The organism is Paenibacillus montanisoli (assembly GCF_003268025.1).
Classification (GTDB): domain Bacteria; phylum Bacillota; class Bacilli; order Paenibacillales; family Paenibacillaceae; genus Paenibacillus_Z; species Paenibacillus_Z montanisoli.
In genome coordinates this window covers 942,060-968,749 of record NZ_QLUW01000002.1, presented here as the reverse complement: position 1 = coordinate 968,749, position 26,690 = coordinate 942,060, and the positions used below count along the sequence as shown (strand labels likewise).

28 protein-coding genes are annotated in these 26,690 nt (G+C 53.2%); 24 read left to right on the top strand and 4 right to left on the bottom strand.

The annotated features are described in order from the left end of the window. Positions 1-10: 10 nt before the first annotated feature. From folD to clpP, 14 genes are all read left to right on the top strand, one after another. The gene (gene folD / locus DL346_RS13925) at positions 11-871 is read left to right on the top strand and encodes a bifunctional methylenetetrahydrofolate dehydrogenase/methenyltetrahydrofolate cyclohydrolase FolD (RefSeq protein ID WP_112882698.1); all 861 of its coding nucleotides are present in this window, start codon (positions 11-13) and stop codon (positions 869-871) included. An 11-nt stretch (positions 872-882) separates the two neighbouring features. Then, positions 883-2,238 (top strand): exodeoxyribonuclease VII large subunit, encoded by a 1,356-nt coding sequence (gene xseA / locus DL346_RS13920; RefSeq protein ID WP_112882697.1) that lies wholly within the window; start codon positions 883-885, stop codon positions 2,236-2,238. Next, the gene (xseB, locus tag DL346_RS13915) at positions 2,239-2,484 is read left to right on the top strand and encodes an exodeoxyribonuclease VII small subunit (protein ID WP_112882696.1); all 246 of its coding nucleotides are present in this window, start codon (positions 2,239-2,241) and stop codon (positions 2,482-2,484) included. A 12-nt stretch (positions 2,485-2,496) separates the two neighbouring features. Then, a complete protein-coding gene (locus tag DL346_RS13910; RefSeq protein ID WP_420849563.1) occupies positions 2,497-3,408 on the top strand; it encodes a polyprenyl synthetase family protein in 912 nt (303 codons plus the stop codon). A gap of 101 nt (positions 3,409-3,509) precedes the next feature. Then, a complete protein-coding gene (dxs, locus tag DL346_RS13905; protein ID WP_112882695.1) occupies positions 3,510-5,408 on the top strand; it encodes a 1-deoxy-D-xylulose-5-phosphate synthase in 1,899 nt (632 codons plus the stop codon). A gap of 16 nt (positions 5,409-5,424) precedes the next feature. After that, the gene (locus tag DL346_RS13900) at positions 5,425-6,252 is read left to right on the top strand and encodes a TlyA family RNA methyltransferase (protein ID WP_112882694.1); all 828 of its coding nucleotides are present in this window, start codon (positions 5,425-5,427) and stop codon (positions 6,250-6,252) included. 213 nt (positions 6,253-6,465) lie between these two features. Then, positions 6,466-6,927 (top strand): hypothetical protein, encoded by a 462-nt coding sequence (locus DL346_RS13895; protein WP_112882693.1) that lies wholly within the window; start codon positions 6,466-6,468, stop codon positions 6,925-6,927. Positions 6,928-6,947: 20 nt separating this feature from the next. Then, positions 6,948-7,397 (top strand): transcriptional regulator AhrC/ArgR, encoded by a 450-nt coding sequence (gene ahrC, locus DL346_RS13890; RefSeq protein ID WP_112882692.1) that lies wholly within the window; start codon positions 6,948-6,950, stop codon positions 7,395-7,397. A 43-nt stretch (positions 7,398-7,440) separates the two neighbouring features. After that, positions 7,441-9,141, top strand: a complete 1,701-nt coding sequence (recN, locus tag DL346_RS13885) for a DNA repair protein RecN (RefSeq protein ID WP_112882691.1) — start codon at positions 7,441-7,443, stop codon at positions 9,139-9,141. Positions 9,142-9,264: 123 nt separating this feature from the next. After that, positions 9,265-10,590: a SpoIVB peptidase gene (gene spoIVB, locus DL346_RS13880; RefSeq protein ID WP_206098519.1), complete on the top strand. Its 1,326-nt coding sequence runs from the start codon at positions 9,265-9,267 to the stop codon at positions 10,588-10,590. Positions 10,591-10,818: 228 nt separating this feature from the next. Beyond that, positions 10,819-11,637: a sporulation transcription factor Spo0A gene (spo0A, locus tag DL346_RS13875; RefSeq protein ID WP_112882689.1), complete on the top strand. Its 819-nt coding sequence runs from the start codon at positions 10,819-10,821 to the stop codon at positions 11,635-11,637. Between the two features lie 123 nt (positions 11,638-11,760). Next, a complete protein-coding gene (locus DL346_RS13870; protein WP_338066305.1) occupies positions 11,761-12,951 on the top strand; it encodes an MFS transporter in 1,191 nt (396 codons plus the stop codon). Positions 12,952-13,043: 92 nt separating this feature from the next. Further along, complete coding sequence (locus DL346_RS13865) at positions 13,044-13,730, top strand: RNA polymerase sigma factor (protein ID WP_112882687.1); 687 nt, start codon at positions 13,044-13,046, stop codon at positions 13,728-13,730. A 20-nt stretch (positions 13,731-13,750) separates the two neighbouring features. Further along, positions 13,751-14,323: an ATP-dependent Clp endopeptidase proteolytic subunit ClpP gene (gene clpP / locus DL346_RS13860; RefSeq protein ID WP_112882686.1), complete on the top strand. Its 573-nt coding sequence runs from the start codon at positions 13,751-13,753 to the stop codon at positions 14,321-14,323. A 52-nt stretch (positions 14,324-14,375) separates the two neighbouring features. On the opposite strand, the gene DL346_RS13855 is transcribed toward clpP, so the two are convergent. Continuing rightward, positions 14,376-14,669, bottom strand: coding sequence for a DUF2627 domain-containing protein (locus tag DL346_RS13855; protein ID WP_112882685.1), 294 nt, complete (start codon positions 14,667-14,669; stop codon positions 14,376-14,378). Positions 14,670-14,834: 165 nt separating this feature from the next. Here DL346_RS13855 and lpdA point away from each other — a divergent pair, with 165 nt between their 5' ends. From lpdA to lipB, 5 genes are all read left to right on the top strand, one after another. Next, complete coding sequence (gene lpdA, locus DL346_RS13850; protein WP_112882684.1) at positions 14,835-16,262, top strand: dihydrolipoyl dehydrogenase; 1,428 nt, start codon at positions 14,835-14,837, stop codon at positions 16,260-16,262. A gap of 146 nt (positions 16,263-16,408) precedes the next feature. Further along, on the top strand, positions 16,409-17,440 hold the full coding sequence (locus DL346_RS13845) for a thiamine pyrophosphate-dependent dehydrogenase E1 component subunit alpha (RefSeq protein WP_112882683.1): 1,032 nt from the start codon (positions 16,409-16,411) through the stop codon (positions 17,438-17,440). A gap of 1 nt (position 17,441) precedes the next feature. Further along, positions 17,442-18,425 (top strand): alpha-ketoacid dehydrogenase subunit beta, encoded by a 984-nt coding sequence (locus DL346_RS13840; RefSeq protein ID WP_112882682.1) that lies wholly within the window; start codon positions 17,442-17,444, stop codon positions 18,423-18,425. A 53-nt stretch (positions 18,426-18,478) separates the two neighbouring features. Beyond that, positions 18,479-19,852 carry a dihydrolipoamide acetyltransferase family protein gene (locus tag DL346_RS13835; protein WP_206098518.1) on the top strand — a complete coding sequence of 458 codons (1,374 nt, stop codon included), beginning with the start codon at positions 18,479-18,481 and terminating at the stop codon, positions 19,850-19,852. Positions 19,853-19,869: 17 nt separating this feature from the next. Next, a complete protein-coding gene (lipB, locus tag DL346_RS13830; RefSeq protein WP_112882680.1) occupies positions 19,870-20,589 on the top strand; it encodes a lipoyl(octanoyl) transferase LipB in 720 nt (239 codons plus the stop codon). On the opposite strand, the gene prli42 is transcribed toward lipB, so the two are convergent. Beyond that, complete coding sequence (gene prli42 / locus DL346_RS29075; protein ID WP_165822505.1) at positions 20,560-20,658, bottom strand: stressosome-associated protein Prli42; 99 nt, start codon at positions 20,656-20,658, stop codon at positions 20,560-20,562. The genes lipB and prli42 overlap by 30 nt on opposite strands. A 77-nt stretch (positions 20,659-20,735) precedes the next feature. Between prli42 and DL346_RS13825 the strand changes: the two genes are divergently transcribed. Beyond that, positions 20,736-21,869, top strand: a complete 1,134-nt coding sequence (locus tag DL346_RS13825) for a M20/M25/M40 family metallo-hydrolase (protein WP_112882679.1) — start codon at positions 20,736-20,738, stop codon at positions 21,867-21,869. Between the two features lie 84 nt (positions 21,870-21,953). Here DL346_RS13825 and mciZ read toward each other — a convergent pair whose 3' ends face one another. Then, a complete protein-coding gene (gene mciZ / locus DL346_RS13820) occupies positions 21,954-22,115 on the bottom strand; it encodes a Z-ring formation inhibitor MciZ (RefSeq protein WP_112882678.1) in 162 nt (53 codons plus the stop codon). A gap of 96 nt (positions 22,116-22,211) precedes the next feature. On the opposite strand from mciZ, the gene DL346_RS13815 reads away from it, so the two are divergent. The 4 genes from DL346_RS13815 (at position 22,212) to fur (ending at position 25,238) form a co-directional block, all read left to right on the top strand. Next, positions 22,212-22,769 (top strand): NUDIX domain-containing protein, encoded by a 558-nt coding sequence (locus DL346_RS13815; RefSeq protein WP_420849562.1) that lies wholly within the window; start codon positions 22,212-22,214, stop codon positions 22,767-22,769. Between the two features lie 9 nt (positions 22,770-22,778). After that, positions 22,779-23,969: an endonuclease Q family protein gene (locus DL346_RS13810; protein ID WP_112883115.1), complete on the top strand. Its 1,191-nt coding sequence runs from the start codon at positions 22,779-22,781 to the stop codon at positions 23,967-23,969. A gap of 63 nt (positions 23,970-24,032) precedes the next feature. Then, positions 24,033-24,677: a stage II sporulation protein M gene (spoIIM, locus tag DL346_RS13805; RefSeq protein WP_112882677.1), complete on the top strand. Its 645-nt coding sequence runs from the start codon at positions 24,033-24,035 to the stop codon at positions 24,675-24,677. A 96-nt stretch (positions 24,678-24,773) separates the two neighbouring features. Beyond that, positions 24,774-25,238, top strand: a complete 465-nt coding sequence (gene fur, locus DL346_RS13800) for a ferric iron uptake transcriptional regulator (RefSeq protein ID WP_112882676.1) — start codon at positions 24,774-24,776, stop codon at positions 25,236-25,238. Between the two features lie 75 nt (positions 25,239-25,313). On the opposite strand, the gene DL346_RS13795 is transcribed toward fur, so the two are convergent. Then, a complete protein-coding gene (locus DL346_RS13795) occupies positions 25,314-26,630 on the bottom strand; it encodes a S8 family peptidase (RefSeq protein ID WP_165822504.1) in 1,317 nt (438 codons plus the stop codon). Positions 26,631-26,690: the final 60 nt, after the last annotated feature.

Sequence of the window (26,690 nt, the reverse complement as noted above, 5' to 3'; positions counted from 1 at the left end):
GAGTGATCGTATGACAGCGCAACGTATCGAAGGTAAAGTAATTTCGGATGCCATTCGCAAAGAGATTAGCGCAGTTGCGGCAAAGCTTGCCGAGCGGGATATCAAGCCAGGCCTTGCAGTCGTTCTAGTCGGCGAAGATCCGGCTTCTAAGGTTTACGTCGGCAGTAAGGAGAAAGCCTGCCAACAGCTTGGCTTTTATTCCGAAGTTCATCGACTCGATGCTGCGACGACCCAAGACGAGCTGCTTGCCCTTATTGATAAACTGAATCATCAAAGCAGCATTCACGGAATTCTTGTTCAGCTGCCCCTTCCGAAGCATATCGATGAGAAGGCGGTTATCGACGCAATTAGCGCGAAGAAGGACGTTGACGGCTTCCATCCTGAAAGCGTAGGCAATCTCGTAATTGGCGACGACAGCCTGCTGCCTTGTACGCCTGCAGGGGTCATCGAACTTATAAAGCGGTCCGGCTTGTCGATCGCGGGCAAGCATGCCGTCGTTATAGGCCGCAGCAACATTGTCGGCAAACCGGTTTCGATGCTGCTGCTTCGCGAGCATGCGACCGTAACGATCTGTCATTCCAAAACTGCCAATATGGAAGAGATTTGCCGCTCGGCGGATATTCTCGTAGTTGCGATCGGCAAAGCGAAAGCGATCGGACGGCAGTTCGTCAAGCCGGGCGCCATCGTCATCGATGTCGGCATTAACCGGCTTGAAGACGGGAAGCTTGCCGGTGACGTGGATTATGATGACGTGCTGGAAACAGCGGGTTATATAACCCCGGTTCCGGGCGGTGTCGGTCCAATGACGATTACAATGCTAATGCAAAATACGCTTAAAGCGGCAAAACAACAGCACGCAATCGAGGAGTGAGCTTTTCGAAGATGGCTGAACCGGCGCGTATCTTATCGATCAAGGAAATCAACCGCTATATCGGCAAGAAGCTGGAATCGGACGAACTGCTCAGCGATGTATGGCTGCGCGGCGAAATTTCCAACTTTACGCATCATTCCAGCGGACATATGTATTTCACGCTGAAGGATAAGGACAGCCGGCTGAAATGCATCATGTTTGCGTCGCATAATCAGCGGCTTCCTTTTATACCGAAGGAAGGCGCGAAGGTACTGGCGAGGGGCAATATCTCCGTCTACGAACGCGATGGCAATTATCAATTCTATTGCACGAAGATGCAGCCGGACGGCATCGGCAGCCTTTATTTGGCTTATGAACAACTTAAGCGGAAGCTGCAGGACGAGGGATTGTTCGATGCTGCGCGCAAGCGTCCAATTCCCCGCTTCCCGAAAGCGGTAGGCATCATTACGTCGCCGACGGGCGCAGCCGTAAGAGATATCATCATTACCTTGCAGCGCCGCCACCCTTACGTGCCGGTGCTTCTTTTTCCCGTGCTCGTACAAGGGACAGGCGCGGCTCCATCGATTATCAAAGCCATCGAAACCATGAACCGTTTAGCCGAAGTCGACGTATTAATAATTGGCCGGGGCGGAGGCTCTTTGGAGGAGCTGTGGGCGTTCAATGAGGAATCCGTTGCGCGGAGCATAGCCAAATCGATGATTCCGGTCATTTCCGCGGTAGGCCACGAGACGGATTTTACGATCGCCGATTTCGTTGCGGATCTTCGGGCCGCCACGCCGACGGCTGCTGCGGAGCTGGCTGTTACCAGCATGCAAGAGATGAAATCCAAGCTTGCGCAAACGGAAGCGAGGCTCGTGCAGAATCTTCGGCTGACGCTGCAGAACCGGAAGGAACGGCTTGCGCGATTGCATAAATCGCCGCTGTTCGTGAATCCGCGTAAATATTTGCTCCAGCAAGCCGAACGGCTCGACCGGATGGAGGAGCGGCTTAAAGCAAGGGTGCTGCGCGTTTCGGAACGAAACCGCGAGAAGCATGCTGCTCTGCATCACGCACTTACCCGCGTTCATCCGGGCGCTCAAGCGGCGCTTGCCGCAAAGCAGCTGGAGCGGCTTACGGATAGATTGGAATCGACAATGTCAGCGGGAATGAAAGAGAGACGCGCGCAATTGCTGGCATCCATCCGGCAATTAGATGCGCTTAGCCCTTTGAAAGTCATGTCGCGCGGATATAGCTTGGTTTACGATGAGAAGGATAAGCGGCTCATTAAATCGATTTCCGATGTACAGCTCGGCGACCTGCTTCACGTGAAAGTAGCCGATGGCCAGCTGGAATGTCAGGTTTGGGGAATGAAAGGGGAGGGATCGTAGATGGCAGCCAATGAACAAGAATCAATCAGCTTCGAAGCGGCAATGGAGCGGCTTGAGTCGATCGTAAGCAAGCTGGAAAGCGGGGATGTCCCACTTGAAACCGCAATCGAGCTGTTCCAGGAAGGCATGAAGCTTTCCCAGCTGTGCGGCTCTAAGCTCGAGCAGGTCGAACGGAAGATCGAAGTGCTCATCGAAACGGAAAACGGCCTACATAAAAAACCTTTTGCGCAAGCAAATGAAGACTGAGGGGATTTAACAGTGAAAACTTCGGTTTCTACTGCCAACTATTTAGCAAGCTCCGTCTTGGAAATCGAAGAGGCGCTGCAAATGTCGCTGCCGCAAGAGTGGGATATCCCGCCTAAGCTTCGCGAGGCGATCATGTATTCCTTGGAAGCGGGAGGCAAGCGGCTTCGGCCCATTCTCGTGCTGACGGCAGCCGAGGCTGTGGCGCAAGAGAAGAAAGCCCGAAAGCAGGCGCTCCCGGTTGCATGTGCGGTCGAGATGATTCATACGTACTCGCTTATCCATGACGATCTGCCTGCAATGGACAATGACGATTACCGCCGCGGCAAACCGACGAATCATAAAGTATACGGTGAAGCTATGGCAATTTTGGCCGGCGACGGGCTGCTCACGCATGCCTTTTACGCGGTAACTTGGGCGGCCGCTCTTGGCGCGTCGGCGGAAACCACGCTGGCGATCGTCTCGGATTTGGCGAAACTGGCCGGCGCACCGGGGATGGTCGGCGGTCAGGCCGCCGATATTTTGGGTGAACAAGGCGTGACGTCGCTCGAAGAACTCGAATACATTCATTTGCATAAAACGAGCGATTTAATTGTCTTCTCGGTGCTCGCCGGCGCCCGGATCGGAGGAGCAAACCGGCAGCAGCTGGATTCACTGCAGCAATTTGCACGGAAGCTGGGACTCGCGTTTCAAATCCAGGACGATATTCTTGATTTGATCGGTGACGAAGCGAAGCTGGGAAAGCCGGTACAAAGCGATGTGGAACAGCAAAAGGTGACTTATCCGTATTTGATCGGTATGGAGGAAAGCCTTGCGCTAGTGGAACGGTTAACTCAAGAAGCGAAGAAGGCGCTTGCTGATGCTAAGCTTGCGATGCCGGACTATTTGCTCGCCATTGCGGATTACCTGATGCGCAGAGACCATTAAAAGCGGGCCTTGGGATTTATTGTCGTTCTATGTTATAATTTAGCCACATTTGACGTTTAATGGACAACGGGGTTAGTTGGCCGGGAAAGCGAGGAACTATCGTGATACTGGAACATATTCATGAGCCTAAAGATTTGAAATCCCTCTCGATTTCGCAGCTGGAGCAGCTGGCTTCCGAAATTCGGACGTTCTTGATCAAAAAGCTGTCGGAGACGGGTGGACATCTTGCGCCGAATTTGGGCGTCGTCGAGCTTACACTTGTGCTGCATTATTTATTTGACAGCCCGAAGGATAAGTTTCTGTTTGACGTAGGACATCAATCATACGTCCATAAAATACTGACCGGACGCATGGATAAATTTGATACTCTTCGCCAATTCAAAGGACTATGCGGTTTCGTTAAACGCTCCGAAAGTCCCCATGACGTGTGGGAGGCCGGTCACAGCAGCACGTCGTTGTCCGCCGCGATGGGCATGGCGCTTGCGCGCGACTTGAAGGGCGAGAAAAATAAAGTGATCGCTGTTATCGGCGATGGCGCTTTAACGGGCGGCATGGCGCTTGAGGCGCTTAATCATATTGGGCATGAGAAGAAGAACCTCATGGTTATTTTGAATGATAATGAAATGTCGATCGCGCCGAACGTCGGTGCGCTGCATCATTATCTCGGCAAGATCAGAACGGACCGTCACTATCAGAAGGCCAAGGAAGAACTGAACCAGCTGCTGAACAAAATTCCGGCGATCGGCGGCAAGCTCGCCAAGACGGCGGAACGGCTGAAAGACAGCGTGAAGTATTTGCTGATGAGCGGTATTTTGTTTGAACAGTTCGGCTTTACTTATTTCGGACCGGTAGACGGTCATGATTTGGCGCAATTGACGGAGCTTCTGGAGCAGGCGAGCAATGTGCCGGGACCCGTACTCGTGCATGTCATTACGGTCAAAGGCAAGGGCTATTCGCCGGCGGAAGCCGATTCACATAAATGGCACGGCATTTCGCCGTACAAAATCGAATCCGGCCAAGTTCTTAAGGCGGTAGGCCCGCCGATGTATACGGAAGTGTTCAGCGATGCTCTGATGGACCTGGCTGACGAGGATAAGCGAATCGTTGCCGTGACTCCAGCGATGCCCGGAGGTTCCGGCTTGCTTAAATTCGCGGCAAAATATCCGGATCGCATGATTGACGTCGGCATTGCCGAGCAGCATGCGGCAACGATGTGCGCAGCGATGGCGCTGGAAGGGCTGAAGCCTGTCTACGCGGTATACTCGACGTTCCTGCAGCGCGCTTACGACCAAGTGGTGCATGATATTTGCCGGCAGAACACGAATGTCGTATTCGCGATTGACCGCGCCGGCTTCGTCGGTCCGGATGGCGAGACGCATCACGGGGTTTACGATATCCCGTATTTGCGCCATATCCCGAATATGGTGCTGATGATGCCGAAGGATGAGAATGAGCTTCGCCGCATGATGAAGACGGCGATCGATTATAACGAAGGCCCGATTGCCATCCGGTATCCGCGGATCAACGGGCTTGGCGTACCGATTGAGAAAGACATGAAGCCGATTCCGTTCGGCACGTGGGAAACGGTGCGGGAAGGCGATTCGGCAGTCATCGCGGCAATCGGGCCTATGGTACAGGTTGCCGAGGAAGCGGCGGATTTGCTTAAGCGGGAAGGACTTAACGTTCGCATCGTGAACGCTCGGTTTATCAAACCGATGGACGAAGCGATGCTGCTGCAAATTGCCAAGGAAGGCCTGAGCATGCTCGTTCTGGAAGAAGGATCCGTTCTCGGCGGTCTAGGGAGCGCGGTGCTGGAATTCTACTCGATGCATAAAGAACATAATATTTCGGTTCGCATTATGGGTGTGCCGGATGAGTTCATCGAACACGGTTCCATAAAAGAGCAGCGGCAGGAAGTCGGCCTCACGGCGGATCGTGTTGCAGCCGAACTGCGTACGCTCTTGCCGCGTCTGCGCAAGCGCGTAACGGGCCAAGTGTAAAGAGCGGGAGAAATCGATGACGATTGCGAAAGAAAGAATCGATATATTGTTGGTCGAGCAAGGCTTCTACGACAGCCGGGTCAAAGCGAAAGCGGCTTTAATGGCCGGTCTCGTCCTGGTTGACGGGGAGCGGATCGAGAAGAGCGGCATGAAAGTGCCAAGAACGGCTTCGATCGTCGTAAAAGGCGCGGTGCATCCGTATGTGAGCCGCGGAGGATTGAAGCTCGAGAAGGCAATCAAGCATTTCGAGCTGCGGCTGGAAGGTGCGGTCATGCTTGATATCGGCGCTTCCACGGGCGGCTTTACCGATTGCGCGCTGCAGCATGGCGCAGCTTACGTTTACGCGATCGATGTCGGTTATAATCAGTTGGATTGGTCGCTGCGCCAGGATGAACGCGTCAACGTTATGGAGCGTACGAACTTTAGGTATACGGTGCCGGAAGATTTGAAGGGGCCGCAGCCGACATTCGCCACGATCGACGTATCGTTTATTTCCTTGAAGCTGATTTTGCCTACGCTCGGCACGCTCCTTAAACAAGGAGCAGGCGTCGTTGCGTTGATCAAGCCGCAATTCGAGGCAGGCAGGGAGAAGGTTGGAAAATCCGGCGTCGTGCGCGAATCAAGCGTGCATCGGGAAGTGTTGCATCACGTGCTGGGGATGGCTGCCGGGGAAGGCTTTGTCCTCGAGGGGCTGACCTTCTCGCCGATTACGGGCGGAGAAGGTAACATTGAATTTTTGGCTTTCTGGCGTTGGGAGCCGGGCAGCCGGTCCGAGCCTCCCGGTGAGGAAACGATCGCTGCCGTAGTGGGAGATGCCGCGGCGACATTTGCCCAAGGTGTATAAAGAAGTCTTTCGTCCAGGCATAATGCCGGGAGGAAAGACTTTTTTATTTTATGTTTTTTCTCGAGGGCTCTTTGCAGTACGAGCATTATTTGGTACACTAAGAACGGAACCAAACAAACGTTCGGTATGATATGGACAAGCAGGTAGAGGATAATTATTCCGGAAAGCGAAATGATTAAGGAATGCCTTTATCAAGCTGCTGGAGGGATCCGGATGGGAAATTTCGGGGACTGGCTGGTCATGTTCATTGCCGGCGGGCTGATCTTGTTTTGGCTGTATCGCGTCTACTATCGCTGGCTGCATGAGCCGCCGGGGATGAAAGCTAAGCTGGTGCTTAGCGATGCGGATGATGTGCCTGAGGATGATGTAGCGGTGCAGTTTCTTGAGGATGCCGGCTATGAGGTAACGCATGGCAAATACCGAATACCGCTCACGATTGACTTGGACGGCTCCATCTTAAACAGCCGATTAATTATCGATTTATTTGCGGAGAAAGATGGCAAACATTATATTGTGAAAACAGCGCGCGAGCGTACGCCTATAGATTGGACAGGCAGCGGTGTTCGTGACCGATTGCTCGTATACGCGCTGATGATGCCCGAATGCGATGGCATTTTGTTCGTTGACCATAAGGAGCTTACGATACGCACCATTACTTTTCGATACGGTTCCTAACCCATTTATAGGAGGAAATTATGAAGAGCGTACGGCAAATGAAAATTCGTGAGCTAATATCAAGCGGGATCATCGAAACACAGGACGAGCTGGTGGATACACTGCGAGCGGAAGGCCTTCAAGTCACGCAAGCGACCGTGTCGCGTGATATTAAAGAGATGCAGCTGATCAAAGTACCGATCGAAGACGGCCGGTATAAATATTCGCTGCCGCAAGAGACAAAATCGAATTCTATCCATAAGCTGAAGCGGACGTTGTCCGATCACTTTCTGCATATTGATTTTACGGATAATTTAGTGGTCATGAAATGCTTGCCGGGTACCGCTAATGCAATCGGCGCCATGATCGACAATATGGAATGGCCTGAGGTCATGGGAACGATTTGCGGCGATGACACGATTCTGCTAATCTGCCGCACGAAGCCGCAAAGCAGCGATATCGTCGATCGGCTGCTTGGCTTGATGAACTAATAAGTTTGACGGGCGCGGAGAATCTATAAGGGGGAGAGCAACTATGCTAAGCGAGCTGTCTATACGCAATCTGGCTGTTATTGAGAATGTTTCGGTGAAATTTCACGACGGGTTTCATGTACTGACGGGCGAAACCGGTGCCGGCAAATCGATTCTAATCGATGCGCTGAGCTTAGTCGTCGGCGGAAGAGGCGCGTCCGACATGGTCAGATACGGCTGCGATAAGGCTGAGATTGAAGCGATGTTCGAACTTTCGGCCACGCATCCGGTCTGGTACACGTTGAAATCATTCGGCATTCATGCTTCGCCGGAAGAAGGGCTCGTCATTCGGCGGGAACTTTCCTCCCAAGGCAAGAGCATCAGCCGCGTCAATGGGCATATCGTAACCTTATCGATGCTTCGCGAAACCGGAGAGTGTCTCGTAAACATACATGGGCAGCATGAGCATCAATCGCTGCTACGCACGGAGAAGCATTTGGAATGGCTTGATCTTTATGCAGGCGGGGCCGTTGCAGAAACGTTAAATGCTTACCGCGGTGCATTCAGAGAGTACGAGAAGGCGCGCGTTCATCTTAAGGAGCTTGAAGATTCTTCCCGGCAAAATATGCAGATGCTCGACTTGTTCCGATTTCAAATCGAAGAAATTGCAGCAGTCCGTCTAAAGGCAGGAGAAGATGAATCGCTGGCGGAGGAGAAGCAGAAGCTGATGCATGCCGTCAAGCGCAGAGACTCCGCTTCGGAGGCTTATAGCTTGCTGCACGGCAGCAAGGGCTTGGATGCCGTAAGCCGGGCTGTGAACCGGATGACGGATATTCGCGAATATGATCCGGCCATACTTGACCCGTTATTGGAACAGCTGCAATCGGCTTTTTACCAGCTTGAGGATGCCGTATTCCAAATCCGCGACTACCGGGACGGCGTTGAATCCGATCCGGAACGGCTTACTTATATCGATGACCGATTGGATATGATCAACAGCCTGAAGCGTAAATACGGGGAAACGATTCCTGATATTTTATCCTATTTGAGCCGTATTCAGTCGGAAACGGACAAGATCGAGAATCGTGACGAGCATTTGACCCGCCTGCAGGCGGATCTGTCGCGCTTATTTGCGGAGGCGGTCGTGCTTGGAATGAAGCTCTCTTCCTTGCGGAAAGAAGCGGCGGACCGCTTATCCAGTGCGATCGAAAGCGAATTGCGCCAACTGCAAATGGAGCGTACGACATTCCATGTACAGCTGCAGCAAAGCCGTGATGGGGAATCCTATAAGCTGCATGCGACCGGATTTGACGAGGCGGCTTTCCTTATCGCGCCCAATCCGGGCGAACCGCTCAAACCAATCAGTAAAATTGCCTCCGGCGGGGAAATGTCACGTATAATGCTGGCGCTCAAAACCATCTTCGCATCAATCGATGAAGTGCCTGTCCTTGTGTTCGACGAGGTTGATACCGGCGTAAGCGGCAGGGCGGCTCAAGCGATTGCCGAGAAGATGTCCAAGCTGTCCACCCATTGCCAAGTATTCTCCATAACGCATTTGCCGCAGGTGGCATGCATGGCAGATCATCATTATGAAATTAAGAAATCGATCGTGGCTGAACGAACCTCTACAATGGTAACGGAACTGAGCTCGGCGACGCGAATTGAAGAGCTTGCCCGCATGCTGGGCGGCGTGGAAGTAACGGAAAAAACCCGCCATCATGCACAAGAAATGCTTGACTTGGCTGACAGACAAAAGGGGGCGTAATGGAAGGCATTCAGGGAATGTTTTTGGCGACATAAAACATTAGGGGCAGGGATACCTTAAAGGTACGCAAATGGCGAACCACCTTTCTCGTCAAGCGATTTTGCAACAGGGAGCGTGAAGTCATTGAATGCCAATCAGCGGAAACGGTGGCTGGGTCTACTTCTCGTTATCATCGTTTGCATGCTTGGTCTATCCTCTCCAATTCAACATTTCGCCGCATTTCCGAACGAAGTTCGTTTGTTTTCCGGCCAGTTGAAGCAATTAGACTATGGTATGCCTGTACATGCTCAAGTGACCGTTGATCCACAAATGCTGCAGGTCAACGGGTCAACTGACCGTTCGCTTTCCATTAATTTAAACAAGCCGCTTTCCATTCAATCGTCGCATAGCGGTAAGACCACGATGAAATTGAAATTATTCGGCAAAATTCCGTTTAAGACCGTGAAAGTGAACGTCGTGCCAGACTTACGTGTCATTCCGGGCGGACAAACCATCGGCGTTAAAGTGAAATCTGCCGGTATTATGGTTGTAGGCCATCATCAAGTTGTCGATGGAAAGGGCACGAAAGTATCGCCTGGCGAACAAGCCAACCTGCAGCTTGGCGATCTGATCGTCCGCATTAATGGGAAATATGTAAATGAAGTTCATAAAGTGGCCCAATTGGCCGAAGAAGCGGGCGGCTCCAAGCAGCCGTTACATCTAACCGTTAAACGCGGTACACGTTTGTTTGAAACAAAGCTAGCTCCTGTATTCGACTCGGAGGACCAGGCTTGGCGGTTAGGACTGTACATCCGGGATTCAGCGGCAGGGGTAGGAACGCTAACATTCTACGCGCCTGATCAAGGGGTTTACGGAGCGTTGGGCCATGTCATTACGGACATGGACACGCAAACACCGATCGAAGTTGGTGAAGGTCAGATTTTGCAGTCCAATGTGACGTCCATCAACAAAAGCCAAAACGGCGAACCCGGCGAGAAAAGAGCGCATTTCATCAAGGAAAGCAAAGTGCTTGGCAATATTGAACGCAATACTCCGTTTGGCATCTTCGGTAAAATGAAGGAGCTTCCGTCTCATAGCTACAATCAGCAGTCGGTTCCTGTTGCGTTCGCTGAAGAAGTGAAGGAAGGACCGGCGCAGCTGCTTACAGTGGTCAATGGACAGAAAGTCGAACGGTTCAACGTCGAGATCGTCCATGTAACCCGTCAGCAATCTCCGGCAACAAAGGGAATGGTCATCAAGATTACGGACAAGCGTTTGCTTGAACAAACCGGCGGAATCGTACAGGGGATGTCAGGCAGTCCAATCATTCAAGACGGTAAATTGATCGGTGCAGTCACTCATGTATTCGTCAATGATCCAACATCCGGTTATGGCTGCTTCATTGAATGGATGCTGCAGGATGCAGGAGTGTTACTTAAACCGGCAAGCTTAAATCTTAAGGCGGCCTAGCCACCTTAAGATTTTTGTTTTTTGTCGAAAATAAACGAATTCTGAAAGAAACTGTAATAAATTATCCATTATAAATCAGATCAAAATAAAAATAAAGAAAAAAATTTTTCGACAGAAGGAATTTCATTCCTTGTGTCGAAAACTTAAATTAGACAAACAAGAGAACGCATAGGATTTTAGCGTTGCTTAACAATAGCGTGAATTACTTAGTCTAAGGAGGACTTTACCTTGCAAAAAATTGAAGTGTTGTTGGCTGATGACAATCGGGAATTTACGAATTTGCTGTCGGAGTATATTTCGGAACAAAACGATATGGTCGTTACCGGTGTCGCCTATAACGGCGAGGAAGTGCTTCGCTTATTGGAAGAAACGCGTGAAATTCCTGATATCTTGATTTTGGATATTATTATGCCTCATCTCGATGGACTTGGCGTACTTGAGCGACTTCGTGAGATGAATCTGCCATCCATGCCGAAAATCATCATGCTTACGGCATTCGGTCAAGAGAACATCACCCAAAAGGCTGTTCAGCTTGGCGCTTCTTATTACATATTGAAGCCTTTCGACATGGAGATTTTAGCGAACCGCATTCGCCAGTTGGTTGGAAATCCGACCGTTATTTCGTCAACGTATTCCACATCGACGGCAGCCGCAACGACAGCGAAATCGAATGTTGTGCCACTCGCAAAAGGCAAAAACCTGGATGCCAATATTACGAGCATCATCCATGAAATCGGCGTACCTGCCCACATTAAAGGCTATCAGTATTTGCGCGAAGCGATTACAATGGTGTATAACAACATCGAAATTCTTGGCGCAATTACGAAGACGTTGTATCCTGCAATTGCCGAAAAATTCAAAACGACGCCTTCTCGCGTCGAACGTGCAATCCGCCATGCGATTGAAGTCGCTTGGACGCGCGGCAACATCGACAGCATTTCGCATCTGTTCGGCTATACGATCAATATCAGCAAGTCGAAACCGACCAACTCCGAGTTCATTGCAATGGTTGCCGACAAGCTGCGCATTGAACATAAAGTTTCTTGAGAGGATCCGAAATAAAGCACAACGATGGATCGACGATACGGGGAGCGCCACTTTCGTGTAAGCTGCGAATGTGGCGCTTTTCTTGCTCTGCTTTTATCTTATAGACGGTACAGGAGGATTGTTTTGTCACCTATTGCATTAACAGCCGCTCCTTCACATAAGCGATTGTTTATTTTATTGTCCGTTACGTTAGTGTCCGGCTTTAATCAAGGCCTGGTATTGCCGCTGCTTGCCATTCTGCTTGATCAACGCGGCGTGTCCTCGGATGTGAACGGGATTAATTCGATGGCCTTGTACATCGGCACTTTCAGCACAATGTTCTTTATCGAGAAGCCGATCCGAACGCTTGGTTATAAGAAAGGGATTATTTTCGGCATCCTGCTCGCGGCAGTAGGGACCAGTTTGTTCCCTTTTCTAACTTCATTAGGGGTTTGGTTTATTCTTCGCATCATCGTTGGAATTGGAGACAGCGCACTTCATTATTGCACGCAGCTTTGGATTGTCAGCAGCAGTCCGGCGGAAACTCGCGGCCGATATATTTCTCTGTATGGAATGGCATACGGGATAGGTTTCAGCTTAGGACCAACCGGCATCCATCTGCTGACGATCGCGAACTGGGCGCCATTTTGTTTAAATGCCGTCTTGTTCTTGCTGGTGTTGCTTTTCGTCAGCTCACTTAAAACGGCCTATCCTGAACAAGCAGCCAAGCAAGCTGCAGTTTCGAACCGTTATGCGGCTACGTACCGGCTGGCATGGTTCGCTTTATTGCCAGCTATCCTGTATGGTCTCATGGAAGCAACGATGAACAGTAACTTCCCTTTGTACGGATTGCGCGTAGGGCTAAGCAAAGAATCGATCGCGCTGCTATTGCCCTCGCTAGGCGTCGGAAGCTTGCTGCTGATGTTTCCGCTAGGGATGCTGAGCGACAGAATAGGACGCAAACCGGTACTGATAAGCTGTGCGCTGTTCGCGGGACTGATGTTCCTGATCATTCCGCTTGCAGGCAATCGCGTATTCTTATTGCTCGTTTTGTTGGCTTTTATCGGCGGCTTCATCGGCTCGTTCTTCTCTCTCGGTTTAGCCTACGCGGCGGATCTCCTGCCACGCGGTCTTCTGCCGGCAGCTAACATTATAGCTTCGATTCATTTCAGCGTCGGCAGCTTGCTTGGTCCCGGCATAAGCGGTTTCGGCATACAATATGTATCGACCAACAGTATGTTTATCATGCTCGGCTGTGCCTTTAGTCTGTTCGCGGTCATCGGGTTACTTACGAGAGGAGCCCCGCCTCGGCCGGAAGAGGCTGCATCTGCCTGATATCAAAATAATTTTCAATCATGCGTATCCTTTATGCCGCTTCATTCGTTTACGTCATGACAACAGAACGCTAACAGTGAGGAGGTGCCACAATGACGACGAAGCCGGATGTTGAGGAAATGAGATTTGTCCTCTACCGATACTGTTTATCGCTGACCCGTTCGACGTGGGATGCGGAGGATCTTGCTCAGGAAACATGCTTAAAGGCATTGCCGGTCATGAACGGCGCTATTACTCATCCGAATCCGACAGCTTATGTGCTGCGGATTGCGAAGAACATCGCAGTGGATCAGTTACGCCGAAAGCGGCTGGCAAGCCAAACGCTAAAGCTGCAAGAAGCTGCTTTAGGCCGTTTGTTTAGCGATTCGCATGAACAGCACGAACTGGAATATGCGCTTCGCCTGCTGCTTCACCATTTGTCGCCGCTCCAACGAACGGTCTATCTGCTGAGAGAGCTGTTCGGATACAAAGGCCAAGACGTGGCGGCAAAGCTGTCGATGTCCGAAGGAGCCGTAAAAGCGGCGTTGCATCGGGCAAGAGCGGCAATCGCCAAGCTCAAGCAGCAATCGGAGCGTGCCCAGCTATCGCGGGAAGCGGAAAAGCCGGTTGACGAAAGCTTGCTCTATGCATATGTCAATGCGGTTCGCGACGGCGATTCGCAAGCGTTAATCGTTCTAGCCAATGCCGAGGAGCAGTTAATGGATTCCGTTCAGGCGATCGGTCAGCTTCATAAGTCGCAGGGCAACCGCTCAACCGTTAGCATGCTGTATGCCGCATAAACGAATAAGGAGGCACCGGCATGAATTTAGTACCTTATATTATCGAGTCGACGAACAGGGGAGAGCGGAGCTACGACATTTATTCCAGGCTGCTGAAGGATCGGATCGTCATGGTCAGCGGGGAAATCGAGGATCAGATGGCCAATGCGATCGTCGCTCAGCTGCTGTTCCTCGCTGCGGATGACCCGGAAAAGGATATCCAGCTCTATATCAACAGTCCAGGCGGCTCCGTTACGGCGGGCTTTTCCATTTACGACACGATGAAATTTATAAAACCGGATGTCTCGACGATTTGTACCGGCTTCGCGGCAAGCTTCGGAGCCATTCTGCTTGCGGGAGGGGCCAAAGGAAAGCGGTTCGTCCTGCCGAACAGCGAAGTGATGATTCACCAGCCGCTCGGCGGAGCGCGCGGCCAGGCATCCGATATTCAAATCCACGCCAGCTGGATATTGAAGACGCGCGAGAAAATCAATGTTTTGCTGGCGGAGCATACGGGCCAATCGAAGGAACAGATCGAGCGGGATTCGGACCGGGATCGATTCATGAGCGCAGAGGAAGCGGTGGCTTACGGGCTAGCGGATCGCGTTCTATAAAAGCAAAAAAGGCGGGCATCTCCAGAGATCGGAGAGCCTGCCTTATTTCGTCTTAGACGCCCGGACGCGGCGGCCTTGGCCGCTTCTCCCGGAAGCGGGCGGATACATAATTGCGCTTGCGGTCACGGAAGAACGTCCATCCCCCGATAAAACCAACGCCAAGCAGGAAGAGCGCCATGCCCAAAATAAACGTCCACCATTCGAAGTCGCGTACGGCGGTCTCGTTGCCGAATGAAGAAAAATAATGAAAAATGGCATCCTTCATAAGAAGAAATCCGTAAGTGGCGGCTAAGCCCGGAATGACAAGCAATAAAACGGCAATAAAACGGGCGATGACTTGCTTCATGCGAATAAAATCCTCCTGTATGCTAAACGCGACAAGTATGCCTTAATCATACCTTTTTCCCGCAGTGCTGTCCATTTCGCGGCCAAAGCGGCTGTTTTCAATACGCATCGAAAAAAGGTACAATAGAACTGTACAGGCGTAACGAAACGGAGAGGAGCACGTGCAATGACGATTCAATGCGATATAGCCATCATCGGCGGAGGCATTGCTGGATATACGGCTGCCATTAGAGCGGCTCAAGCTGGTATGAAAGTCATATTGGTAGAGAAAGAAAAACTGGGCGGCACATGTTTACATAAAGGCTGTATTCCGAGCAAGTCGCTGCTTCGCAGCGCAGAAGTGTACTCAACGATGTTAAAGGCAGATACATATGGCATCAACGTGGAAGAAGGCGCGATATCGCTAGATTTTACGAAGGTGCAGCGCAGAAAGGACAATACGGTCGAAGGGCTGTACAAAGGGCTGCAATATTTGATGCGCAAGCATGAGATTACCGTGATGCGTGGGAGCGGCAGAGTAATCGGCCCGTCGATATTCTCGCCTAAGAGCGGCAGCGTGGCGGTGGAGCTGCCGGACGGCGAAATGGAAACCATTGTGCCGAAAAATCTAATCATCGCGACAGGTTCGCGCCCGCGGTTTCTTCCGGGCTTGGAGCCGAAGCCGGATGAAATCATGACCAGCGACGAAGCGCTTGCAATGGACGAGCTGCCGGCGTCGGTGCTGATTATCGGCGGCGGCGTGATTGGCGTCGAATGGGCGTCAATGCTCATCGACTTCGGCGTGGAAGTCACGCTCGTCGAAGCGGCTTCCAGGCTGCTTCCCGGCGAAGACGCCGAAGCGTCTACTGAGCTGACGAAGCAGCTAAGAAGAAGAGGGGTTCGGATCCTAACCGGCATCCAATTGAAGCTTGATACGTATACCTATACGGAAGGACAAGCTTCGATTGCGGCGGATACGGCGGACGGCTCCGTTATTTTGAATGCGGAAAGGCTGCTCGTATCCGTTGGCCGTCAAGCGAACGTGGAAGGCATCGGACTCGAAAATACGGATGTGCGCGTCGAGAAGGGCGTAATTCGCGTAAACGGTTATTTTCAAACCAACGAGCCGCACATCTATGCCGTCGGCGATGTAAACGGCGGGTTACAGCTGGCCCATGCGGCAGCGCATGAGGCAATCGTAGCCGTTGACCATATTCTAGGCGGGAAGGAACAGGCGCCTGACCATACTCGCGTACCGAGAGCGATCTACTCGAAGCCGGAAATTGCTTCAATCGGGCTGACCGAAGACGAAGCGCGCAAACAGGGGCATGCTATTATAGTCGGGAAAGTTCCGTTCCAAGCGATTGGCAAAGCTCATGTGCTGGGCGAAACGGAAGGATTCGCGAAGGTGATCGCGGATGAGAAAACGAATGATGTGCTGGGTGTTCATCTGATCGGGCCGCATGCAACCGATTTGCTGTCCGAGGCATCGCTGGCGATGCTGCTGAATGCGACGCCTTGGGAAGTCGGACAAGTGATTCATCCGCATCCGACGCTGTCCGAGGTCATGGGTGAAGCAATGTTAGCGGTTAACGGAAAATCAATCGCATTTTAGCCCGGAGCTGCATCTTTATATAGTAAGCCAGATCGCAAGACGCGGCATTTGACGGAGCATTTCTTTTTCGGTAAAAGTCGGTTATAATGGGTATAGTCAAGTCTTAGTACCTGGTTATAATAGCAGCTAAAAGGAGGGCATCCCTCATGACACAATCCGAATCCGCCGTGCAGCAATCCAGACATGCTGCGCTTGGGCTTACGGACGAGCAAGCCATCGAAATGTATACGTTTATGACGACCGCCCGTCGTTATGACGAACGCTGCCTACTGCTTCAGAGGGCAGGCAAAATCAAGTTTCACGTTTCCGGTATCGGTCAGGAAGCCGCTCAAGTGGGCGCCGCATTCGCTCTTGACCGCGAAAACGATTATTTCTTGCCTTACTATCGTGATTATGCATTCGTTCTAGCTTGCGGCATGACTTTGCGCGAGCTCATGCTTTCCCTATTCTCGAAAGCCGCGGATCCGAACAGCGGCGGACGCCAAATGCCAGGTCATTTCGGCTGCAAGCGCCTGCGCATTGTTACAGGATCCAGCCCGGTTACGACCCAGGTTCCACATGCCGTCGGCTTCGCGTTGGCATCCAAGATGAAGAAGAAAAATTTCGTGTCGATTGTCACCTTCGGCGACGGCTCCAGCAATCAGGGGGATTTCCACGAGGGCGCCAATTTTGCCGGCGTTCATAAGCTGCCGGTTATTTTCATGTGCGAAAACAATCAATATGCGATTTCGATACCGCTTCACAAGCAGGTCGGCGGCAAAATCGCCGATCGTGCCCTCGGCTACGGCTTCCCAGGCTACAGCGTGGACGGCAATGACCCGCTCGAGGTGTACCGCGTCGTCAAGGAAGCGCGCGAGCGCGCAGCGAGAGGCGAAGGTCCGACTCTCATTGAAGCGGTCATGTACCGGCTGTCGCCGCACTCCACATCCGACGAGGATCTGGCGTACCGCACGAAAGAAGAAGTGGATGAGCACCGGGGCAAAGACGGGCTGCCGAAATTCAAGCAATATTTGATCGATTGCGGCATTTGGGACGAAGAGCGCGATGCAGCGATGCAGCAGCAGGTCAAGGCGGCACTCGACGAGGCGACGGCCTATGGCGACCGTGCGCCGTTCCCGGAACCGGAAGATATTTTGAAGCATGTGTATGCCGACGATCATAGCGAAGGAGGACGCTAACATGCCGAAAATGGACTATATTGATGCGATCCGCTTGGCTATGAAGGAAGAGATGGAACGCGACGACGATGTCTTCGTCTTGGGCGAGGACGTCGGCCATAAAGGCGGCGTATTTACGACCACCAAAGGGCTGATCGGACAATTCGGCGAAGAGCGCGTGCTTGATACGCCGCTATCCGAATCCGCGATTGTCGGAGCGGCAATCGGAGCGGCAATGTACGGCATGAAGCCGATCGCCGAAATGCAGTATTCCGACTTTATGTTCCCGGCTACGAACCAAATTATTAGCGAAGCGGCCAAGATCCGTTACCGCTCCAACAACGACTGGACATGCCCGCTTGTCATCCGCGCGCCGATCGGCGGCGGCATCTTCGGCGGCTTGTACCATTCGCAGTGCCCGGAGTCGGTTTTCTTCGGAACGCCCGGCCTCAAGATCGTAGCGCCATACACGGCCTATGATGCGAAAGGGCTGCTGAAAGCGGCTGTCCGCGATCCGGACCCAGTCATTTATTTTGAAAATAAAAAATGCTATAAACTCGTATCCGGCGACGTGCCTGACGGCGATTACGTCGTGCCGATCGGAGAATCCAACGTGCTTCGCGAAGGCGACGATATTACCGTCATCAGCTACAGCCTTCCGCTTCATTTCGCGATGGAGGCAGCCGAGGAGCTTGAAGAAGAGGGCATTTCGGCGCATGTGCTCGACCTTCGCACGCTTCAGCCGCTTGATCAAGAAGGGATCCTGGCAGCGGCCCGCCGTACAGGCAAGGTGCTGATCATACACGAAGATAATAAGTTCGGCGGCATCGGCGCAGAGGTATCGGCGATTATCGCGGAGGAAATGCTCTATGAGCTGGATGCGCCGATCATGCGCCTGTGCGGACCTGACGTGCCGGCGATGCCGATTAATCCACCGGGCGAAAAGTTCTTTATGCTGAATAAGGATAAAGTAAAGGAAGCCATGAAGAAGCTGGCATTGTATTAAGCACGCAGCAGAAGCGGTGAAAGGCTTCGCAAAACGTTTTAGGAGTGGTCGGAATGAAAAAAGTGACGGAAGTCGTCATGCCACAGCTCGCAGAATCGCTTGTTTCCGCGACGATTGACAAATGGCTCAAGCAGCCTGGCGATGTCATCGAAATGTATGAGCCGATCTGTGAAATTCTAACAGACAAAGTAAATGCAGAACTACCCGCGACCATTCAAGGGAAGCTGATTCGAATACTGGTCGGCCCAGGCGAAACGGTCCCAGTAGGCACGCCGATCTGCCTCGTCGAAGCCGATGAGGTGGAAGCCGGGACGCCAGGCATTTCGCCTGCTGCCGGAAGCAGCAGTGCCCCGAAAGCGCCTGCATCTTCCGTTGGCAGCCATGAGCGCGCGGCAGTCCGCGCCCAAGGCGCAGCAGCCGCATCCGGCGGCGATGGGAACGACAGCATGCGCTACCGGTATTCCCCCGCTGTTCAGCAGCTGGCGGCAGAGCATAATGTCAACCTGTCCGCGATCGAAGGAACCGGGCTTGGCGGTCGTATTACCCGTAAGGATGTGCTGGCGTTCGTGGAGTCGGGTCGTGCGTCGCGTCCTGCCAACGGTAACGGGAACACCAGCGGCGGCGCGCTGCAGGGGAATAAGAGCGGCGGCGAGGTGCGTTCGTCCGGATTGCATCTGTCCGAAACGCCGCGCATTCCGAGCGTCGACGTCGAGAAGCAGGTGCCGGGAAGAAGCGAATATTTCATCGACGTAACGCCGGTCCGAAACGCGATTGCGCGCAACATGCGCCAGAGCGTCACCGAAATTCCGCATGCTTGGATGATGATGGAAGTCGACGTAACGAACCTGGTTGCCCTGCGCAACAAGCTGAAGGACGATTTCAAGAAGCGGGAAGGCGTCAACCTGACTTATCTCGCTTTCTGGGTCAAAGCCGTCGTCAACGCGATCAAGGATTTCCCGATCATGAACTCGGTATGGGCCGTAGACAAAATTATCGTCAAGCGCGATATTCACATCGGCCTTGCGGTTGGAACGGAAGATGCCGTTAAAGTACCGGTCATCAAAAACGCCGATCAAAAAAATATCGCCGGATTGGCCCGCGAGATCGAGGATCTTGCCCGCAAAACGCGCGATGGCAAGCTGACGCTCTCCGATATGGAAGGCGGCACGTTCACCGTGAACAATACGGGCTCCTTCGGCTCGATCCTTTCCTATCCGATCATCAACTATCCGCAAGCGGCCATCGTCACCTGCGAATCGATCGTGAAGCGTCCTGTCGTCATAGACGACATGATCGCGATCCGCTCGATGGCGAATATTTGTTTGTCGCTGGATCACCGGATTCTCGACGGCGTTATTTGCGGACGGTTCTTGCAGCGGGTAAAAGAAAATTTGGAAAGCTTCAATCTGGATACGAAGCTGTATTGAAACGGGGCTTGCATGCAATGACAACGGACGCGAAACGGATTGATGTCCGCTATACGCCTATGCTCGGCTATGCCGAAGCATGGGATTTGCAGAAGGCATATGTGAAACAAATCGACAAGGAGGAGCGCCGTGAAACGCTGCTCCTTCTTCAGCATCCGCCGACGTACACGGTCGGCTCCCAGCGCCATCCCGAGCATCTGCTCTATTCCGAGGAAGAGCTGGCGGCCCGCGGCATCGGTCTGTTTCAAATCGACCGGGGCGGGGATATTACCTATCATGGCCCGGGTCAGCTGGTCGGTTATCCGCTTCTTTACCTCGACGGGGCGAACCTTGATTTACATGGGTATTTGCGTCAATTGGAGCAAGCCATCATCGACTGGCTTGCAGGCTATGGCATCGAGGGCGGAAGGAAGCCGGAATATACCGGCGTATGGGTAGGCGACGAGAAAATCGCGGCGATCGGCGTGAAATTCAATAAAGCCAGAACTCGCCGGGGATTTGTGACGAGCCATGGATTTGCGCTGAATATTAAGGCGGGCATTGCACAGGATGGATTTCGGGGGATCATTCCTTGCGGCATTCAAGACTATGCGGTGACTTCGTTCGCCGACGTAACCGGCATTCACTTGACGGTCGAGCAAACGGCTGTCGAGCTGCTGCCTCATTTCTGCAGGCAGTTCGGCTGCGAGGTTGCGGAGTCTTCCGGGTTATTGGAAAATCCAGCCGATGCCCATTAATAGCGTAGAGAGCAACAGCGAAGCGATCAGCACCCAAATAAATACTTTCATAATCCGGTTGGGACGCATGTTGGCATGCTCCTTTCGTACAAGATAAAACAAGTATGTCCTTATTGTAATCGAAACCGATGAACGGAGGAAAGCCGATGATTAACAATCAACGACTAATTGATGAATTTATGGAGCTTGTCCAGGTCGACAGCGAGACGAAGCATGAGCGGGAGATTTGCGATGTACTGACAGGAAAGCTGAAGGAGCTCGGCTTTTCGGTGGAAGAAGACGATGCCGCAAGCATTACCGGGCATGGCGCAGGCAATCTGATCGCGATGCTTGAGGCGAACGGCAAGGAGGGGGCACCGGTCATTTTCTTCACTTCGCACATGGATACGGTCGTCCCGGGCAAAGGCATTAAGCCGCGTTTGGATGCGGACGGATACATAAGAAGCGACGGCACGACGATTCTCGGCAGCGATGACAAGGCCGGGATTGCCGCCATGTTCGAAGCGATCAAAGTGATTAAAGAGCAGAACCTTCCGCATGGTCCGATCCAGCTCGTCATTACGGTTGGCGAGGAGAGCGGCTTGGTTGGCGCTGCGGCGCTCGACAGCAAAAAGCTGAAGGCGAAGTTCGGTTACGCGCTCGATTCCAACGGTCCGATCGGCGATATTGCCGTAGCGGCTCCATCGCAAGCGAAGATTACGATTAAAATCCATGGCAAATCGGCTCACGCCGGCGTGAATCCGGAGGACGGCATCAGCGCGATCCAGGTTGCGGGCAAAGCGATTTCCCGGATGACGTTAGGCCGGATCGATCACGAAACGACGGCGAACATCGGCCGATTCGAAGGCGGCGGCGCGACGAATATCGTCTGCGACTTCGTCAAGCTGGACGCCGAAGCGCGCAGCATCGTGCAGGAAAAGCTGGACAAGCAGGTGGAGTCGATGCGCGAAGCCGTTATGGCGGTAGCATCGGAATTCGGGGCGAAGGCGGAGTTCGAGAGCAAGCTGATTTACCCGGCGTTCAACTTCACGGACGGCGACGAGGTCGTTGAGCTGGCGAAAGCGGCGATCGTCAAGATGGGCAGAACGCCGAAGCTGTTCCATTCCGGCGGCGGCAGCGATGCGAATATTTTCAACGGCCATGGCGTTCCTACCGTCAATCTGGCGATCGGCTACGAGCATATCCATACGACGAACGAACAAATTAAAGCGGATGATCTCGTAAAAACAGCGGAGCTGGTTGTGGAAATCATCGCGCAGGCAGCGGAGAAGACTGCGTAACAAACAAATAAGGGTTGCCGGCGTAGAGGGATCTACCGTGGCAACCCTTTCTATCGTTCGAGAGCCAGCCTGCGGCGGTGTGCATTAGTCAGCGGACGAGCGCAAGTAATCGCCGAGCGTTCTGCCGGATTTGCCGGCAAGCGTGCGGCCTTTTGAACTGGATTTGGCCATTAGCTTCAGCTGGTGGCGAATTTCCCAAGCCTTGCCGACGAGCGTCAATTTACCGTTCACTGTATATTGTTTCACAGTGGTTCTCCCCTTTTTTGCTAGACTGATAGATAGATATGTGGGGACAAGGCCGGATATGCTTACATCATTTTTAAGCCAAGGAGATGAAGATGGATGATGGAGAAAACCGAACAGTTCCGCGAGAAGACGATTAAGACCGAACCAATATTCGAAGGCCGAATCATTTCGCTGCAGGTGGATACGGTAGAGCTGCCGGACGGCAAAACCGCGACCCGGGAAATTGTCAGACATCCGGGCGCCGCAGCCGTGCTGGCGTTGATCGAGGATAAAATGCTGGTCGTGGAGCAGTACCGTAAGCCGATGGAGAAGTTTCAGGTTGAAATTCCGGCAGGCAAACTCGATGCGGGCGAAGATCCGATGGTGGCTGCCGCTCGCGAACTGGAGGAAGAAACGGGGTACCGCGCGGGAAAGCTACGCCCTTTAAGCGCGTTCTATACGTCGCCAGGCTTCGCCGACGAGAAGCTTTACATCTACATCGCGGAGGATCTCGTCAAAGGGGAAAGCTCGCCCGATGAGGACGAATACTTGGCCGTCGAAGCGATCACCTTCGACCAGGCCCAGCAGTACATGAAGGAAGAGCGGATCAGCGACGCGAAAACGATCCTGGCTGTATACGCATGGCACATTTATAGACTTACGGGAGAGATTTAAAAAGTGGCACTGAAGCTGAATAGGGTGTTCGCCGACCTGCATTTGCATATTGGCCGGACGGAGCGGGGGGTGCCGGTCAAAATAAGCGGCAGCCGCGATCTGACGTTCCGCAATATCGCGCATGAGGCCGCGGTACGCAAAGGAATCGGCTTGCTGGGGGTAATCGACTGCCACTCCCCCGGCGTGCAGCGGGATATTGCGGGGCTGCTCGATGCCGGCGAGATGGAGGAAATCAGCGGCGGGGGCATCCGCTACCGGAATACGACGATACTGCTCGGTTCCGAAATCGAGGTGCGTGATGCCGGCTTCGGCACGGCGCACCATCTTGTTTATTTGCCGGATTTCGCCGGAATGCAGTCCTTTACAATGTGGCTGTCCAAATCGATGCGCAACGTGCAGCTGAGCTCGCAGCGCCTCTATGTACCGGCACGCGAGCTGCAGGAGGAGGTCAAGGGGAGAGGCGGCTTGTTTATCCCCGCCCATATTTTCACGCCCCATAAGAGCTTGTTCGGCAGCTGCTCCGACCGTCTTGGCGATACGCTGGATCCGGCGCTTGTCGATGCGGTGGAGCTGGGGCTCAGCGCGGACAGCGAGATGGCGGGGCTTATCCCGGATTTGGACAAGCTGCCTTTTTTGACGAACTCGGATGCCCATTCGCTTTCGAAAATCGGACGCGAATATAATGAGCTGCTTCTGCAGGAACCGTCTTTCCGGGAACTGAAGCTTGCGCTTACGGCAGCGGAAGGCCGGGCGATCGCGGCGAATTATGGCTTGAATCCCGCACTTGGCAAATACCATCGGACGTATTGTTTGAATTGCGGCTCGCTCGCGGAAGGGGATCGGGATGCCGAGCGATGCCAACAGTGCGGAAGCCTGAAGCAGGTGCGGGGCGTCATGGAGCGGATTGCAGAGCTTGGGGCGTTAGCGGGACGTACTGTGCCCCATGTGCCTGAGGATCGTCCCCGCTATATTTATCAAGTCCCGCTCGAATTTATTCCCGGCATCGGCAAAGTGACGTTAGGCAAGCTGCTGGACCGCTTCGGGACGGAGATGAACATCCTCCACAATGCGCCGCGCGAAGCGATTGCGGAGATAGCCGGAGAGACGCCGGCGGCTGCCATAGCAGCCGCACGAGGAGGGTCAATAGAGCTGCAGGCCGGCGGAGGAGGCCGATACGGGAAGGTTGTACAACGGAACTAAGGGGTCATAGCCGGAGAGGCTTGGACATAAACTGTACCACCCTGGTTTTTGGAGGTATGTGCCATGCGATCATCCGCGCTTCAACCGTTTATGAAGGACCAATTAACCTTATATGTATTCGTGTCGGTGCTTTTTGTCGTAGGCGTCGTGTTCGGCGCCTTGCTCGTGAATGCGTTGACGCTGGATCAGCAGCAAAATCTAGCCGGCGACCTGCAGCAGTTTATTAAGAATATCCAAGACGGGATCGTGCAAAGCGGAGCGGACACGTTCTGGGACCGGGCCTGGTTCCATGCCAAATGGCTGCTGCTGATTTGGGTGCTCGGCTTAACGGTCGTCGGCATGCCGCTAGTGCTGGCGCTCGATTTTCTCAAAGGCGTTCTGGTAGGGTTTGCCATCGGCACGCTGGTAAGGCAATTTGCCTGGAAGGGCTTGGTATTCTCCCTGGCTTCCGTTGCCCCGGCCAACTTAATCGCGGTTCCGGCCTTTCTCATCATTAGCGTCTCGGCGATTTCGTTCGGGCTCTACGTCGTGAAAAACCGGCTTCTCGGCCGGTTCGGCACATTAAGTCAGCCGCTGCTAACGTTTACTTCAAGCGCCGTCGGGATGCTGCTGCTAATTCTCGGCGCTGCGGCTGTGGAATGCTATGTAACCCCGCTGCTGCTGCAATGGGCCGCGCCCCTCATCTTGGAGGCTTCCGCTGGATTGTAATCATTCTAAAAAAAATTGACTTTGCTCGCAAACTGCACCTATAATGAAGTCAAACCGATTCCGTGATAGCACAAGTCAGGTGTGAGGGGGGAAGCCATGGAATCCCGGATTGATAAGATCAAGCAGCAGCTGCAGTCGCAGGGGTACAAGCTCACCCCGCAGCGAGAAGCTACAGTTCGCGTGCTTCTGGAAAACGAAGAAGATCATCTAAGCGCGGAAGACGTGTTCATGCTCGTCAAGGACATCGCGCCGGAGATCGGATTGGCAACCGTATATCGGACATTGGAGCTGCTTAGCGAGCTGCATGTCGTGGAGAAGATGAACTTTGGGGACGGCGTTGCGCGGTACGATTTGCGCGCGGACAACAACAAGCATCATCACCACCACCTCATTTGCTTGCAGTGCGGCACCATGAGTGAAATATTAGAGGATTGGCTCGGACCGCTCGAGGAACGAATTGAGCAGGAATACGGCTTCACGGTAAAAGATCACCGGCTGGACTTTCAGGGGATTTGCGCCGATTGCAAGGCCAAGAACGATCAGCCAAAAATCGAACAATAAATACTCCCTTCCGCAGTGTACTCGGCACGATTGCCGAGCACGCTGTAAAAGGGAGTTTTTTGTGCTGCCGTAAACCTATCTCGACTTTCTGGATTTCGATGAAGAGCGGGATTTCGATGAAGATCGGGATTTCGATGAGGAGCGGGATGCCGCTTCCGCGGGCTGTTCGTAGGAGGAATATGCGGCTGCCCCCGAAAGTTGCATGACGCCGTATCCTTGCAATTTAGAGGAACAGCTTGATATTTTTTTGGCGGAGGCACGCAGACGTTTAGTGATCGTCGACGGACTGAGCGAAGGGTTGAGCGATTTCAGCAGCGCGACGCCGCCTGCCACGTGCGGGCTCGACATGCTGGTGCCCGACAAGACTTGGTAGCTCCCTCCGGGCCATGTCGATTTGATGTAGCTTCCAGGGGCGGTAACATCAACGCCGTAGCCCCGGCTGCTATACTCGGCGATTTTCCCTTTGCGCGTGGAAGCGCCTACGCCGATAGCGCTGGAATACCGGGCCGGCTGATCGATCTGCTTCGTGCCTGAGCCGCTGTTTCCGGCCGAGGCGACGACGATAACGCCGTTCTGGCGGGCCCGCTGAACCGCTTCCTTCAGCGCGCTGCTTGTTTCGCCTTCGAGGCCGAGACTCATATTGATAACCGGAATTTTCTTATTAATGCACCAGTCGATGCCTTTGATAATGTCCGAGACGTAGCCGGCTCCGTTCGCGTCCAGCGCTTTGACGGCATAGAGCTTCGCGCGCGGCGCAACGCCTGGCCTGGCGCCGTTATAGCCGATCCCTGCCGCGATGCCGGCGACATGCGTGCCATGACCGTTATCATCATAGTAGGTCGAGCCGCCCATCGTGTTGACGCCGCCGGATATGCTTAAATTCGCATGCTTAGAGATTCCCGTATCGATAATCGCAATGCCGGCGCCTTTGCCTTTGGTCATCGGCCATATTTTATGCGCTTCGATTTGCGCCATATTCCAGCTGACGCCGCTTGATGACGTATCCGAGAGCAGCCTTCCTTTACCGATGCTTTGAGTCCGCAATCTTTTCTTCATGTATGGAGCGGACTTCGCCTTGATGCGGCGCTTCGGGATTTTAAACGCCCCTTTCGCGGGAAAGCCGTGGGCATGGAGTTTAAAATCCGGCTCGACATAGCTGACATTCGGATGCTCGGCTAGCGATTGAAGCTGCTGCGTCCGGCGGCTGTCTACATGGCAGCAGATGACCCGGTTGCGGCGAATGCTTTTTACCGGCCGAATGCCGTATTTGGCAAGCTCCTTGAGGCACTGCGCGTATTGGGACTGGCTCTTGAGCCCGATCAGCTTGCGCGCGGTGTGATCGGACGATCTGCCTTTTGAGCAGCTGAGCAGCAGCCTTTCAACGTTTGGCAAAAGATGCTCCTCCTTTAACGATAGACTCTGGCGTTCGTTTCGATGTCTGCACCAATACTC

Excerpts from the sequence above, each read along its gene's own strand:
- xseB (WP_112882696.1), top strand. The coding sequence starts at position 2,239 with ATGGCAGCCAATGAACAAGAATCAATCAGCTTCGAAGCGGCAATGGAG.
- DL346_RS13855 (WP_112882685.1), bottom strand. The coding sequence starts at position 14,669 with ATGAAGCAAGTCATCGCCCGTTTTATTGCCGTTTTATTGCTTGTCATT.
- clpP (WP_112882686.1), top strand. The coding sequence starts at position 13,751 with ATGAATTTAGTACCTTATATTATCGAGTCGACGAACAGGGGAGAGCGG.
- DL346_RS13835 (WP_206098518.1), top strand. The coding sequence starts at position 18,479 with ATGAAAAAAGTGACGGAAGTCGTCATGCCACAGCTCGCAGAATCGCTT.
- DL346_RS13895 (WP_112882693.1), top strand. The coding sequence starts at position 6,466 with ATGGGAAATTTCGGGGACTGGCTGGTCATGTTCATTGCCGGCGGGCTG.
- DL346_RS13840 (WP_112882682.1), top strand. The coding sequence starts at position 17,442 with ATGCCGAAAATGGACTATATTGATGCGATCCGCTTGGCTATGAAGGAA.
- fur (WP_112882676.1), top strand. The coding sequence starts at position 24,774 with ATGGAATCCCGGATTGATAAGATCAAGCAGCAGCTGCAGTCGCAGGGG.
- prli42 (WP_165822505.1), bottom strand. The coding sequence starts at position 20,658 with ATGCGTCCCAACCGGATTATGAAAGTATTTATTTGGGTGCTGATCGCT.
- DL346_RS13845 (WP_112882683.1), top strand. The coding sequence starts at position 16,409 with ATGACACAATCCGAATCCGCCGTGCAGCAATCCAGACATGCTGCGCTT.
- ahrC (WP_112882692.1), top strand. The coding sequence starts at position 6,948 with ATGAAGAGCGTACGGCAAATGAAAATTCGTGAGCTAATATCAAGCGGG.
- spoIIM (WP_112882677.1), top strand. The coding sequence starts at position 24,033 with ATGCGATCATCCGCGCTTCAACCGTTTATGAAGGACCAATTAACCTTA.
- DL346_RS13900 (WP_112882694.1), top strand. The coding sequence starts at position 5,425 with ATGACGATTGCGAAAGAAAGAATCGATATATTGTTGGTCGAGCAAGGC.
- lpdA (WP_112882684.1), top strand. The coding sequence starts at position 14,835 with ATGACGATTCAATGCGATATAGCCATCATCGGCGGAGGCATTGCTGGA.
- recN (WP_112882691.1), top strand. The coding sequence starts at position 7,441 with ATGCTAAGCGAGCTGTCTATACGCAATCTGGCTGTTATTGAGAATGTT.
- DL346_RS13865 (WP_112882687.1), top strand. The coding sequence starts at position 13,044 with ATGACGACGAAGCCGGATGTTGAGGAAATGAGATTTGTCCTCTACCGA.
- xseA (WP_112882697.1), top strand. The coding sequence starts at position 883 with ATGGCTGAACCGGCGCGTATCTTATCGATCAAGGAAATCAACCGCTAT.
- lipB (WP_112882680.1), top strand. The coding sequence starts at position 19,870 with ATGACAACGGACGCGAAACGGATTGATGTCCGCTATACGCCTATGCTC.
- folD (WP_112882698.1), top strand. The coding sequence starts at position 11 with ATGACAGCGCAACGTATCGAAGGTAAAGTAATTTCGGATGCCATTCGC.
- DL346_RS13815 (WP_420849562.1), top strand. The coding sequence starts at position 22,212 with ATGATGGAGAAAACCGAACAGTTCCGCGAGAAGACGATTAAGACCGAA.
- DL346_RS13825 (WP_112882679.1), top strand. The coding sequence starts at position 20,736 with ATGATTAACAATCAACGACTAATTGATGAATTTATGGAGCTTGTCCAG.